Raw genomic sequence first — 14,261 nt, forward strand, 5'->3', positions numbered from 1 at the left:
GACCCGCCGACGTTTTTCGCAACAGCAACCGCGCTTTCCACTCTTCGGGGCGACGAATGACCACACACGGTGCGACCACGCAAGGCAAGTTCCACAAGCGACTCAGTCTGACCGACCTGACCTTTATCGGGCTGGGTTCGATCTTCGGGTCGGGCTGGCTGTTTTCGGCCAGCCATGTCTCTTCCATCGCCGGGCCGGCCGGCATCCTGTCGTGGATACTCGGTGGCATCGCGGTGCTGCTGTTGGGGCTGGTGTATTGCGAACTAGGCGCGGCATTACCGCGTGCCGGCGGGGTGGTGCGCTACCCGGAGTATTCGCATGGCGCCTTGCTTGGTTCGTTGACCGGCTTCATCACCTTGATCGCGTTTTCCAGTTTGATCGCGATCGAAGTGGAAGCCGCGCGCCAATATGCGGCGGCGTGGTTTCCCGTGCTCAATCAGGCCAATGGCTCGCACCCAAGCATCTGGGGTTGGTTGGTACAGCTGGCATTGCTGCTGCTGTTTTTCCTGCTCAACTATTTCAGCGTCAAGACCTTTGCGTTGGCCAACAACATCGTCAGCGTGTTCAAGTTTCTGGTGCCGATCCTGGTGATCGTGCTGCTGATGAAGCACTTCAATCCGGGCAATCTCACCGTGCACGGGTTTGCGCCTTCGGGCATGGCCGGGGTGGAAGCGGCGATCTCGGCCGGCGGCATCATCTTCGCCTACCTGGGCCTGACGCCGATCGTGTCGGTGGCCAGCGAGGTGCGTGACCCGCAGCGCAATATTCCGATCGCCTTGATCTTGTCGGTGGCCTTGTCCACGGTGATCTATGTGCTGCTGCAGCTGGCGTTTCTGGGCAGCATTCCGGCTGCGCAATTGGCGCCGGGGTGGAGCGGTATCGACAAGGTGTTTGCACTGCCGTATCACGACATCGCGTTGGCCCTGGGCATGGCGTGGTTGGCCGCGTTGGTGATCTGCGATGCGATGGTCTCGCCCAGCGGCACCGGCAATATCTACATGAATGCCACCCCGCGCGTGGTGTACGGCTGGGCGCGTAGCGGCGGGTTCTTGCCGGTGCTGACGCGGGTGGATCCGCAATCGGGCATTCCGCGACCGGCGTTGTGGTTGAGCCTGGGCCTGTCGATCTTCTGGACGTTGCCGTTCCCGTCGTGGGAGACCTTGATCGGCGTGGTCTCGGCCGCGCTGGTGCTGAGCTATGCGGTGGCACCGGTCACCGTGGCCGCGTTACGCCGCAGCGCGCCGGACCTGCAGCGGCCGTTTCGCGTGCGTGGTTTTGCGGTGCTGGGGCCGCTGTCGTTCATTGTCGCCGCCTTGATCATCTATTGGTCCACCTGGCCCACCTTGTCGTGGTTGCTCGGTCTGCAGGTGCTCGCGTTCGTGCTGTACGTGCTGTATCGCTTGCCCTCACGCGAGGGCCGTGCACGCCTGCTGCGGCAGGTGCGTGCATCGCTGTGGTTGATCGTGTTCTTCGTGCTGGTGATGGCGGTGTCGTGGGCCGGTACGTTCGGTGGCCATGGCTGGATCGCGCATCCGTTCGATACCTTGAGCGTAGCGGTGATTGCGTTCTTCATTTACCACTGGGGCGCGCGTAGCGGCTTGCGCAGCGATGAGCTGGCGCTGGAGGAGGACGATGGCGAGTGAGCTGCGCCGTGACGCGCGCGTGTCGCACTGGTTGCGTGGCTGCTGGAATGGGTTGGCTGCGTGCATCGTGGTGCTATCGACTGCTGCGCAGGCAGCGCCAAGCGTGGCCGATTACCAACGCTCGCTGGGGTTGCGCGCGCAATGGAGTACGTTGACCGAGAACGTGGCGTGGCCTGCGCAATGGAAGGACAATGGCGCGTTTTACTACCGCAAGACGGTGCCTGGCGGATTCGCCTTTGTCAGCATGGACGTCGCCACGCTGCAGAAAAAACCGGCCTTCGATCAACTGCGTGTGGCGCAGGCATTGCAGGCGGCGACAGGTAAGACCTACACGGCGCCGCAGTTGCCGTTCGAACGCTTTGCGTATGCAGAAGACGGCGAGGGTGACGCCGTTGCGATCCGCTTCGAGCTTGGCGAAGAGATCTGGCGTTGCACGCTGACGAGCTACCGCTGCGCACGCGATGATGCCGGCACGCAGGCACGTCCACGCGGCTTCGGTGTGGTGCGCGACCCTGGAGTGCCAGCCGACAAGACGCCACGTCGTTCGCCCGATGGCCGTTGGGAAGCGCTGGCCGATGGCTGGAATTTGGTCTTGCGCCGCGTTTCCGATGGGCAGCTGACCCGGCTCAGCACCGATGGTCGTGCAGAGGATTATTTCGATCCGGAGAGCATCGCCTGGTCGCCGGATTCGCAGCGGCTGGCGGTGTATCGCGTGCGTCCCGGCCTTGCCCGCCGCGTGACCCGTGTGGAGGCTGCGCCTGCAGGTGGCGGCCAGCCGGTCTTGCGCACCCAGCTATATCCCAAGCCGGGCGACGCGGTGGATGTGGAGCGGCCGGTGGTGTTTGCGCTGGATGGCACGCGGGCCGATGTCGACACGGCGCTGTTCAATCAGCCTTACCAACTGTCGCCGCTGCAATGGCGTGCCGACGGCCGCAGCGTGACGTTCGAGTATGTGCAGCGCGGCTTCCAGCGCATGCGTGTGATCGCGGTGGATGCCGCCACGGGGCGCGCACATGTGGCGGTCGGCGAGGATGCACCCACCTTCGTCTATGCCGACCGCAGTTTTCGTCACGATGTGGACGCGCACGGCAATGAAGTTCTGTGGATTTCCGAGCGTGACGGCTGGCGGCATCTGTATCTGTACGACGGCCGCAACAGCACGATCATCGAGCAGATCACCCAGGGGCCGTGGATCGTGCGCGATGTGCTGCGTGTGGACGATGCGCAGCGGCGCATCTGGTTCACCGCCAGCGGCATGGATGCCGGTAAGGACCCGTACTACCGGCAGCTCTACAGCGTGGATTTCGACGGCCGCCAGTTGACCCGGCTGACCCACGCCGACGCCGATCACGATGTGACCATTGCAGAAGACGGCCAGCATTACGTCGATGTCTACTCGCGCCCGGATCTGCCGCCGGTGATGGAACTGCACGCCATCGATGGCGGACTGCTGCAGCAAGTGGAACAGGGCAACATCGACAAGTTGCTGGCAGCCGGCTGGCGCGCACCGGAGACCTTCGTGGCCAAGGGCCGCGATGGGCGCACCGACATCTGGGGCATGGTGGTGCGCCCGCGCGATTACGATCCCAGCAAGAAATATCCGGTGATCGAGAACATCTACGCCGGACCGCACGACTCCTTCGTGCCCAAGACATTCTGGCCGTTCGGCTATCACTCCGGTGGCGACAAGCAGATCGGCATGCAGGCGCAGGCCGATCTGGGCTTTATCGTGGTGATGATCGACGGCATGGGCACCGCCAATCGCTCCAAAGCATTTCATGATGTAGCGTGGAAAAACCTTGGCGATTCCGGCTTTCCCGATCGCATCGCCTGGCATCGTGCGTTGGCCGCAAAAGATCCGTCCTACGATATCGGCCGGGTCGGCATCTATGGCGCTTCGGCCGGCGGGCAGAGCACGTTGGGCGCGTTGGAACGCCATCCGGAGTTCTACAAGGTGGGCGTAGCGTTTGCCGGTTGCTACGACAATCGCATGGACAAGATCAGCTGGAACGAGCAGTGGATGGGTTGGCCGGTGGATGCCAGCTATACGCAGGCCTCGGGCGTTGTCAACGCAGCCAAGTTGCAAGGCGATCTGCTGCTGATCGTCGGCGAGCAGGACAGCAACGTGGATCCGGCCTCCACCGCGCAGGTGGTCGATGTGTTGATCAAGAGCGGCAAGGACTTCGACCTGCTCAACGTGCCTGGCGGCGAGCATTCGGTGGGCCGGTCCAGCGGGCCGATCGACTATGTGCAGCGCCGCCAGTACGACTTCTTCGTGCGCCATCTGCGCCATGAACTCACACCGCATTGGAACTCACTAACGTCGGAGGCCCGATGATGTGTTTGTTTGCCCGAAAAATGGCGCAACCGCGCGGCCGTATCGCAGGCCTGCTGTGGTCGCTCGCGGTGTTGGCCGGTAGCGCGCCGCTGCTGGCCAATGCAGAAGACCTGCCGCGCTTCGTTACCCAAAATGGCCGCCATGCGGTGTTCGTCGATGGCGCGCCCTACACCATACTGGCTGCGCAGCTGCACAACTCCAGCGCCTGGCCGGCCGTGCTGCCCAAGGCGCTGGACGAAGTAGTGGCGCTGCATGCCAACACGGTGGAAGCACCGGTGTATTGGGAGCAGTTCGAGCCGGCGCCGGGGCGCTTCGATACCACCAACGTGGATGCCTTGATTGCCGGCGCGCGCAAGCGTGGTCTGCGTGTGGCGTTGTTGTGGTTCGGCAGCTGGAAGAATGGCCAGATGCACTACGTGCCGGAGTGGATCAAGCGCGACGAGGCCACCTACCCGCGGATGCGCGATGCCAATGGCGAACCGGTGGATGTGTTGTCACCGCATGTGGCCGCCAACGTACAGGCCGATGCGCGTGCGTTCACCGCGTTGATGCAGCACCTGCGCAAGGTCGATGGCGAGCGCCACACGGTGATCCTGGTGCAGGTGGAAAACGAGCCTGGTGCGATCGGCACTGTGCGCGATCATGGCCCGGCCGGTGAGGCGGCGTTCGCGCAGCCCGTGCCTGCCGCAATCGCGCAAGCGCTGGGTAAACCGCAGGGCAGCTGGCAGCAGCTGTTCGGTGCCGAAGCCGCCGAGGCCTTCAATGCGCATGCCACCGCGGCGTATATCGAACAGGTGGCTGCGGCCGGCAAGCGCGCCTATCCGCTGCCGCTCTACGTCAACACCTGGCTGCGCTACAAGGGCAAACGCTATCCAGGGCTGGACTACCCGTCCGGTGGTGCGACGGTGAACATGTTCGCGCTGTGGCGCGCGGCCACGCCGTCGATCGACTTCATCGGCACCGATATCTATACCAACGACTACAACGAGTACACCAAGGTCATCGGCCAGTACGCGCGGCCGAACAATCCGGCCTGGGTCTCGGAGACCGGCTTCGAAGCGGCCACGGCGCCGTATCTGTTCCATGTGCTGGGGCAGGGCGGGATCGGTTTTTCGGTGTTCGGCATGGATGGCAACCAGGACAGCGCCGCCAACCGCGCCGCGATCGCTGCGCATGCGGCCAACTTCAAGTTGCTGGCGCCGTTGCAGCGGATCCTGGCCCAGGCGGCCTTCTACGGCCGGCTGCAGGCGGTGGCCGAACAGCCCGGCGCGCCGCAACGCACGCTGCGCTTCGGCGACTGGGCGGCCAAGGTGTCGTTCGGCGCGCCGATGTGGGGCGATGCGCCGGCGATCCTGCCCGGCAACGACGACCACGCCGGCCGGCTGCTGGTGGCGCAGCTGGGGCCGGAGGAGTTCCTGGTCACCGGCATGGCCGCGCGCATTGAATTTTTCCGCGACGCGGCCGATACCCGTCATGGACAACTGTTGCGGGTGGAGCAGGGGCGGTATGTGGACGGGCGCTGGCAGGTCGAAAGACAGCTCAACGGCGACCAGACCGACTACGGGCTCAACTTCGGTCGTGTGGATGCGGCGGGCGAGGTGCCTGTGGTGCTGCGTGTGCGGGTCGGCACGTATTGAGCGTGCGTGAGGCGACTACGCAGCCGTGTGGCGGGTGTGGTCGGAATCGGTGAGTGCTAGACCTGGATTGCAGTTTCTGTCCGCCGGTTGTCCTCACGTAAGGAACGCTTGCCACGCGGCTTGGATGGCGTAAGAGCGACAGCAGCACAGCGCGTTTGCCAGCAACGATTGTGCTGATTGGTCGGTAAACAAACATCATCGGTTTTTTCTCAGTTTCTGCACCGGAGCCACCATGAGCATCAGTCCCATCGCCAGTTCCGGAATGCAGGTCGCCGCGCTGCGGCAGCAGGTGGCCGCCAGCAATGTGGCACGCCAGCCGGTGGACGGCAGTCCGCGTCAGGCCGTTGCGGCCAGCACGCAAGCCAATGGTGGAGTGGCGGCCAGCGTGGTCGATGCCAGCTCCGATCCTTCTGCGCCAGCCACTGATCTGGTCGAAGGGCTATCGGCACGCAACGATTTCCAGGCCAACGCCACTGCGCTACGGCGCTCCGACGAGATGCTGGGTAGCTTGTTGGACGTATTGAGCTGAGAGCTCGGAGTGGACGACGGCCGTTGTCGATCTGTTGCATCGAGTGCAGGGCCTTCAGTCTGATGTCGTATCTAGTGGTAGCTGGCTCGAGGTTCACGCTCTGCAGGTCGTTGAGTCGGTAAATCGCTGGCTGCTTCGCCCGGCAGTGTCGATGAACGACTCGACATCGCCCGGTTCCAGCTCGGCCACCAACGCATGTTCCTTTCGATTTTTAACGTGATTGGACAGTGCGGGTAGATCAGTTGCAGAGCGGATGATCTGTGGGTTTGCTGCAGGGCCCTTGCCCGCCCACCGTCGCGGGACACGCCGCAAGTACGTCCGTGTAGGCTCTTACGCGGCATCCATGCCGCGTAAGGTCCCGCGACGGTGGGCGGGCAAGGACCAGTCGAGAGTGTCGGTGTGCATGGTGCAAGCAAGGCATGACGTCCGCGTTCGGATAACGGCGCGTTTTGTCATCCTTCCAACGCAAGCAGATCAACGGCCAAGTTTGTAAGAAAGCAACCTATTAACTCTGCTTGCAAGAAAGCAACCAATGAACTCTCTGGTGCGGTGTCCTCGCCGATTGCGGGACCGTGTGGCGGCATGGATGCCGCCACCGAGCCTACATGGACGTACTTGCGGCGTGTCCCGCGAGCGGTGAGGGCACCGCGCCCTCGACTGACTAGGCTTTTGACCTAGAGCGTCATGCTGAAGTCGTTGTACTCACTGCCCTTCAGTGCCTAATACCTGCGCCGCATCGACGATATCCACGCCCTGCAGTTGTCCTAGCCAGTTGTCGAACCAGGGCTTGTGCATGGCGCCGACCACTGCGAGCACGCGGGCGCCGGGATGTTCGGCAAAGCTGGCACGCACATTGGAGACCATGCGCAGATTGCGGATCTCCCAGCCGGACATGTAGCGGTAGCCGTAGCGTTGTGGCGAGCCCTCGCTCAATGCCGCGCGAAAATCCACTGCGATGGCCAACTGCTGGCTGGCCGGCAGGTTGATCGCGCGATAGAGCTCCAGCAATTTGCCTTCGCTGGCCAGTTGGTCTTCGCGCTCACGCATGGCGTTCGCACGCGGTGCGGCCTTGTCCCACGCCGCCTGGATGGCCTTGCCGTATGCGACAGGGTCGCCCAGGTCCACGTTGTCGCCGGTGTGATCGTCGGCCGGGTAGACGCGCTGCAAGCCGAGCTTTGCGGCCAGTCGCGCCGCGATCTGGTCGCTCTCGTTCGGGCGAGTTTCCATGGCGCGCAGTCGCGTCACCAACGCCGCATCCAGGCCATCGCCGCTGCGCTGTTCGGCCTGCGCAAGCTGCAACCATTGCACCAGCGCAGACGACGGATCGCCGGAGGCCAGAAACAGCGCGGCCAGGTGTCGACGCTGTGCCGGTGTGGGCGCGCTCGGCAAGGTGCCGAGCGCTGCGCGTACCTGGCCTAGCGCGGTGGGAACGTCCAGCCCGGTGGCACGTGCCGCGTCGCTGGTGTCGGGGCAATAGGTCGCACTGTCTTCCGGCAAATAGACTGCAGGATGGCGCCGCATCAGATCGCAGGTTTCTCCCGAAAGATTCTCTACGGTGATGATGGTCGGCTTGTAGGCGGCCAGCCGGTCCATCAACGGTTGCAAGCGCGCCGCACCGATGTCGCTGCCCTTGGGCAACTGTAACAAGTGCACGCTGCCTAGGACCAGTATCTGGGTGCGTGGGGCGGCCATCTCGGCATCCAGCTGCGACAGATCGACCTGCGCGTGTGCGATGCAGGGCGCGATCAAGGCCAGCCACAGCAAGTAACGCGCTGAACGTTTCAACAGCTTGGCGGAGTGCGCACTGGTGTCAACAACCCGTGCTGCCGCGCGGGCAATGTGCGAGATGCGAGGTGGCTGTGGCTGCATGACGTTCCTTGTGTACGGGTGATGGCTGCGCGGCTGTCTGGCGACGATGCAGCTTGCGTCTGTGCCGCAGTGTGGCGGTCACCGCACACTCGGGCGTGGCCGAAAAGTCACTTGGCCAAATGGCAGGGGCGACAAGCAGGCGCTGCACGTGGCTGCTATGGCAGCGCGCCAGCCGGTGCAGCCGACATCCTGCGTGTTTGAGCAATGCTGGCAGGCGCGCACCGTCGGGTACGCCGAGTCCGGCGTTGGCATCCCGTCCGTCCGACGCACGGAAGCCGCCGTTGCCGCCATCGCCGCTGTCGCGGAAGGCATCGGGTTGGCCAGACAGGTGCTGCACCACAACGCTGGGTTGGCTGCGATTGCAGCGAGATCCGTGCCAATCACGCAGCCCACGCCGGCAGGGCGGCGCTGGTGCCGCCATTACCGCCGGTTGTGTATAAAACTGCAGACAGCAGGCTCGGCATCGCAGCAGGCACAACTGTGAGTCGATCGATGCCCGCTTGTGTGCAGATTTCCGCACAGGTGCCGGACACGTGCCACAAGACGCCGGGCGCGTTGTCCCGCACGATGGGGCAGAGATCACTTCGGGGCGCAACGATGGACCGTAGAACGTTTTTGCGTCAGGGCATGGCAGCGACCGCGGTGGTGGGTGCAGGTGCTGCGATCGCAATGCCGGGGACACTGCAAACGCCGACGACGCTGCCACCACCGGCCCTGCCACGCCTGGAACCACTCCCCTCCGCCGCGCATGTCGGCAGCACGCTGTGCCGCTTTCGGCATCTGCAGCAGGACTGGACCGTCTACGAGCATCTCGACAACCCGCAGGGCCAGCTGACGCTGTGGACCGAGGCCGGCATGCTGCGCCTGGACAAACGCACCGAGCCTGCCTATCCGGCCGAGGGCAAGCCGTACTTCGGCATGTCGCTGGCGGAGGTGGCGATGGCCGAGGCGGATCTGCTTGCCGACCGCCTGCTGCGCGATGGCGACCCGGACGAGGCGCAGGTGCGCGATGTCGCGCCGCCACCGGCCTCGCTGCTCGACCCCAAGGACAACGGTGGGCGCTGGCCGTGGACCACGTTTGTCGGCACGCGCGAAAGCCTGGACACCATGCCGATCCTGCCCAATGGCCGCAGCCGCACCTCGCGCCCTGAACAGGCGTTTGCCGAGTTGGGCGAAGAGGCGCTGATCAAGCGCCGCGAGGAAGGCATGCTGGGCGGGTGGATGCCGGCAGTGCGCAAGGTGATGCGCCGCGAGGGCGGGGCCGATGCCTGGTACGACGTACTGGTCTTTGCCGACGTGCGTGCCAGCGATCGCTTCGTGGTGCAGACCTGGCATCGCACGATGCATGTGCGCGGCGGCGAGATCGTTGGCGTGCATTACACGCACAGCTATCCCGCGTTCGCGCCTTCGCGAAAAGAGGCCACCGCCGAACAGTTCTACGCCGCGTTGATCGATTTCGCCGCGTACTGGCAGCAGGCCCTGGACGGTACGGTGCAGGCGCAGCTGCCCGATGCCAGCTGGAACGACATGGCGCAGTTCGCGTTCGTGCGTGAGCTGGTGGTGCGGCCCGGTGGCGATTACCCCAAGTACGGCGCGGTGGAGCGCGACTACTACGGCAACGAGTACGACGGTTTCCAGGACACCTTCACCAGTTCGTTCTACGCCAATCTGGAATGGGGCCGCTTCGCGCAGGCTGCGGCGGTGCTGGACAATTATTTCGACGCCTTCGTGCAGGACGATGGCCTGCCGAACATGCGCGGGCCGGAGGTCGGGCAGTTCGGGCTGACCCTGTCGCTGCTGGCGCGCTATCTGCGCTATACCGGCGATGCGGCGCGGCTGCGCCGCTTGCTGCCCAAGATCGCCGCCACCGCGCAGCTGCTGTGCGAGCTGCACGACCAGGCGCTGGCATTACCGCGCAACGCGCATGGCCATGGCCTGCTGCACGGCTGGAACGAATCCGATGCCTGTCTGTTTCCGGATCCGTCGCTGTGGTGGAAACCGTATTACGCCAATAGCGCACTGACGATTCGCGGTTGGGAAGACATCGCGCAGGTCTGGAGCACGCTCGGTGGCGATGCCGGTTTGGCCAACCAATGGCAGCGCCGTGCCAAACAATTGCGCACGCGGTTGGAAGCCAGCCTGCGTGCCAATGTGCGCCGCGATGTATCGCCGCCCTATGTCGGCCCATTGCCTGGCGCCAAACTCACCTTTCGCCAATCGCTACTGCAGGAAAAACCCAGCGAGCAGCAATGGCCGCACCGCGCCTACGCTGAACTGTTGCAGGCCGATGTGTTGCCGGACGAGTTGGCTCACCTGGTGATCGATTGCCTGCGCGGCCATGGTGGCACCAGCATTGGCGTGGTCGCCAATATCGCGCCGCCGGAGCCGGGCAGCCGCGATCTGCTTGGATTCATTTCCTACGGTTATGCGCAACAGCTGCTGCGCCTGGATCGCATCGAAGAGTATCTGTTGTTCGTCTATGCGCACCGCTACCAGGTGCATACGCGCGGCAGCTGGACAGCGGGCGAAGTCAGCGGCATCACCGGCGGCATGCCGTTGTTCTGCATTCCCGCGCAGATGACTATCCCGCTGCTGCTGCGCTGGATGCTGGTCAGCGACGACAGCGCCGGCGAGCAGTTATTTCTTGCGCGTGCGCTTCCGCGTGCCTGGTTGGGCAGCGGTGCAACAGTCGGTATCACCGCAGCGCCGACGCGTTGGGGCAAGGTCACGCTGACGCTGCGTACGGATGTCGATGCGCGCCGTATCGATGCACAGGTGCAACTGCCGGAGCAGGCCCCCAAGCGCACCTGGCTGACCTTGCGTGCGCCACAAGGCACGCGGCTGGAGCGTGTGCTCGTGGACGGCAAGCCTGCACGCCTGCAAGGCCCACATGCGGATCGCGTGGCGTTGTCTGGCAGCGCTGCCGTGGTGAAGGTGCAGGCGTGGTACGTGTGACGCACCGTGCCGCAGTGCCGGAATCGGCACGCGGCGCGCGCTGGGTACAGCGTGGCGTCGGTGGCGTCGATCGCGGGATCTTGTGCGCTCGGTAAGCTGGTTGCTTTCCATGTCAGCTGCGCTGATCGCGCCACGGTGTTGGCCGTGATGTCGACATGTCGACACAAGCACGTGAATTTCCGCATGGCTGCCGGATAAATTCGTCAAGACGGCGCCGAGGCGTTGCCGCAAGATTTTTTGACGTGATCTGTCATCGATTGGTCACGTGCTCTCAGGGGGAGAGCAGCGTCGTCGTCTTGCTTGGATAGTTGCCGCTTCGTGCGGCAACTCACTGGTGTCGTGTTTGTCGCGATCGATCTCTCATCTTGCGCTGTCGCAGTGCGGCTTGGCCGTGCGCGCAGGTTGGCCGTTGTCCCCACGAAAGCACAAGGAATTCCGATGTCGCCCAGCCGCTCCGCCTTTCTGTCGCAACCCCTTGTTTCCACGCGTCATCCGTTGGTCAAGGCAATTATCCTGGTCTTGTCCATCGTTGCAGTGCCGGCAGGCGCACAGCAGCGCACACCCGACGACGACGCCACCCAGACCCTGGATCAGATCAACGTCACCGGTACCCATCTGCGCCGCGTGGATGTAGAGACGGCCAGCCCGGTCATCGTGGTCGACCGGCAGCGCATCGAAGACAGCGGCAAGAGCACGCTTGGCCAGTTGCTGCAGCAATTGCCGGCGATGGCCGGCTTCATGCCGGGCCCGGCGCTCAACTCCGGCTTCAGCCATGGCCGCGCGCTGGTGTCGCTGCGCAATCTGGGGCCCGAACGCACCCTGGTGCTGGTCAACGGTCATCGCATGGCCGGTCCTGCTAGCAGCGTGGCCTCGGCGCCGGGCGTGGACGTCAACGCGATTCCGGCATCGATGGTGGAGCGGGTGGAAGTGCTCACCGATGGAGCCTCGTCGGTGTATGGCTCCGATGCGATCGGCGGCGTGGTCAACATCATTCTCAAGGACAAGTACGACGGTTTTGCCGCCACGGTCGATTACGCACAGAGCACGCATGGCGATGCCAACAGCCGCACGCTGGGGGTGGAATGGGGCAAGACCTGGGAGCGCGGCGGGCTGATTCTCGGGCTCAGTCGCAATTCGATGAACCCGGTGTTCAACCGCGATCGCGGCTACGCGGCCAAGGCAGTGGAATATCTCGACGGCCAGGTCAGCGAAATCCGTGGCGGCAACACGCGCGCGTTCTTGAACGATGGGCGCGTGCTCACACCCGCAGAGGGCGTTGCACCTGGCGCTGTAGGTGAAGATGCGTTTCGCCCTTATCAACGCGCGACCGACAGCTACAACGTCTACGATGCGCAGTATCTGATCACGCCGATCGAGCGCACCAACGCCTCGTTGCACGGCAGTTTCGAGTTCACCCCGAACGTGCAGGGCTACATGGACGTGTTCTGGACCCGCAGCAAGACCACCTCGCGGCTGGATGCGTTCGGCATGGAGATGCAGGGTGCGGCCGACAATTACTACAACCCGTTCGGCGATCAATTGGACCGCTATCTGTTGCGCTCCACGCAAGCCAATACGCGCGTCTACACTGCGACGATGTTCCAGACCAACATCGTGGCCGGGCTGCGCGGGCGCGTGGAAGGCACCAGTTGGCAATGGGACGCCGCAGCCGGCTATGCGCGCTACAAGGACACCTTGGTGCGCACCGGGTTTTCGATCACTTCTGCGTTGAACAACGCGGTGGGTGCCTCGTTCCTTGACAGCGATGGGGTGGTCAAGTGCGGTGCGCCGGGTGCGGTGATTGCTGGCTGCACGCCGATCAATATCTTCAACCCCAACGACCCGGCCACCATCGCCGCGTTGCGCGGCACCCAGCGGCCGGTGGATCTGATCGACGAGAGCCAGATGCGCTTTGTCGATATCAGCGCCAACGGCGATCTGTTCGAACTGCCGGCCGGGACGGTGCAGGCCGCCGTCGGCCTGGTCTATCGCACCAATAAGTTTGCGCAAGGCACCAGCAGCGAGGTGGCGGCTGCCGATGCCGACGGCAATTGCGACTACAACGATGGCTGCATCCTCAAGCAGGGGCGCGACGAATCGGTACGCGAAGCGTATGCAGAACTGCTGGTGCCGCTATTGAAAGAGGTGCCGTTTGCCAACAGCCTGAATCTCAATCTCGGTTCGCGGTATTCAAAGTACGACGCCTGGGGCGCCACCACCAACAGCAAGGTCGGCATCGAATGGCGGCCGATCGCCAACCTGCTGGTGCGCGCGACCGGCTCGCAGGTGTTTCGCGCGCCGGCGCTGGGGGATCTGTATGGCTCGCCGTACACGGCTGTGGTGGATAACACCGGCGATTTCCAGGACCCTTGCGAAGGCTTCACCGGCACGCCCAATCCGGCCTGCGCGAACGTGCCCAACGATGGCAGCTTCCGCAACACTGCGCAGTTCGATGTGGTGACGTCGGGTGCGAACAACGTCGGTTTTCAGCTCAAGCCCGAGCGCGGTCGCTCCTACAACGTCGGCCTCGTCTACGACCCGGATCGGATGCCCGGCTTGTCGCTCAACGTGGACAGCTGGCGCGTGGTGCTGGACGACATGCTGTCCGGCGTAGGCCTGCAGCAAGTGGTCAACGATTGCTTCGAGGGACGCGACGCCGCGTTCTGCCCGTTGATTCAGCGCGATGCGGCTGGCCAGCTGACCCGCGTGTCGGTGCCGTTTTCCTACAATAGCGGCAAGGTGGATATCCGCGGCTACGATGCCGGGATCCACTACACGCTGGCCGAGACCGCTTGGGGCGATTTCTCTGCCGGTCTGGACGCGACCTTCTTCTCCAGCTTTCGTTTTGCCGGTGAAACGCATAACTATGTTGGCGAAAATTCCAGTTGGGGCAACATGCCGCGCTGGCGTGCGGTGGCCAATCTGGCCTGGGACAACGGGCCGTGGCATGCAAGCTGGACCACCCGCTATCTGGGCCGTACCGTCAACGGAAGCGCGTACGACGATTTTTGCGCCGACACCGAAGCCGATGGCAGCTGCCGTTACTTTCCGATCGGGTCGGTGGTCTATCACAACGCCTCGCTGAGCCGGAAAATCGCGTCGCTGCATAGCACGCTCGCGCTGGGCGTGGATAACCTCGCTAATCGCGCGCCACCGCGGTTCTACAGCTACTCCAATGCGGCCAACACCGATGCCACCACCTACGACACTTTGGGCCGTTACTTCTGGAGCAGGTTGCGGGTGGAGTTTTGAAGTGCCGGTGCAGAGGTTGATCGCGTGGACTTGCAGCT

7 protein-coding genes and 1 pseudogene are annotated in these 14,261 nt (G+C 63.9%); 6 read left to right on the forward strand and 2 right to left on the reverse strand.

From position 1 onward, the window contains the following. Positions 1-56 precede the first annotated feature (56 nt). The 4 genes from AC1KVG_RS12730 to AC1KVG_RS12745 all read left to right on the forward strand — a co-directional run bounded on the left by AC1KVG_RS12730 (position 57) and on the right by AC1KVG_RS12745 (position 6,147). Positions 57-1,643 carry an APC family permease gene (locus AC1KVG_RS12730; protein WP_481094626.1) on the forward strand — a complete coding sequence of 529 codons (1,587 nt, stop codon included), beginning with the start codon at positions 57-59 and terminating at the stop codon, positions 1,641-1,643. Beyond that, positions 1,633-3,981, forward strand: a complete 2,349-nt coding sequence (locus tag AC1KVG_RS12735; protein ID WP_481094627.1) for a S9 family peptidase — start codon at positions 1,633-1,635, stop codon at positions 3,979-3,981. The genes AC1KVG_RS12730 and AC1KVG_RS12735 overlap by 11 nt, the downstream gene beginning before the upstream one ends. Further along, on the forward strand, positions 3,981-5,618 hold the full coding sequence (locus AC1KVG_RS12740; protein ID WP_481094628.1) for a DUF5597 domain-containing protein: 1,638 nt from the start codon (positions 3,981-3,983) through the stop codon (positions 5,616-5,618). Before AC1KVG_RS12735 ends, AC1KVG_RS12740 begins: the two co-directional genes overlap by 1 nt. A gap of 232 nt (positions 5,619-5,850) precedes the next feature. Then, positions 5,851-6,147, forward strand: a complete 297-nt coding sequence (locus AC1KVG_RS12745) for a flagellar basal body rod protein FlgC (protein ID WP_115040378.1) — start codon at positions 5,851-5,853, stop codon at positions 6,145-6,147. Positions 6,148-6,849: 702 nt separating this feature from the next. Here the strand turns inward: AC1KVG_RS12745 and AC1KVG_RS12750 are convergent. Both AC1KVG_RS12750 and AC1KVG_RS12755 read right to left on the reverse strand, forming a co-directional pair. Then, positions 6,850-7,932, reverse strand: coding sequence for a DUF5694 domain-containing protein (locus AC1KVG_RS12750; RefSeq protein ID WP_481094629.1), 1,083 nt, complete (start codon positions 7,930-7,932; stop codon positions 6,850-6,852). 280 nt (positions 7,933-8,212) lie between these two features. Then, a pseudogene (locus AC1KVG_RS12755) lies at positions 8,213-8,435 on the reverse strand (peptidase S53); the annotation flags it as partial. A gap of 178 nt (positions 8,436-8,613) precedes the next feature. On the opposite strand from AC1KVG_RS12755, the gene AC1KVG_RS12760 reads away from it, so the two are divergent. Both AC1KVG_RS12760 and AC1KVG_RS12765 read left to right on the forward strand, forming a co-directional pair. Next, entirely contained in the window at positions 8,614-10,971 is a 2,358-nt protein-coding gene (locus AC1KVG_RS12760; protein ID WP_481094630.1) for a glucosidase family protein, read from the forward strand. 495 nt (positions 10,972-11,466) lie between these two features. Beyond that, entirely contained in the window at positions 11,467-14,223 is a 2,757-nt protein-coding gene (locus tag AC1KVG_RS12765; protein WP_481094650.1) for a TonB-dependent receptor plug domain-containing protein, read from the forward strand. Positions 14,224-14,261 lie beyond the last annotated feature (38 nt).

Source organism: Xanthomonas sp. NCPPB 3959, from assembly GCF_056675575.1.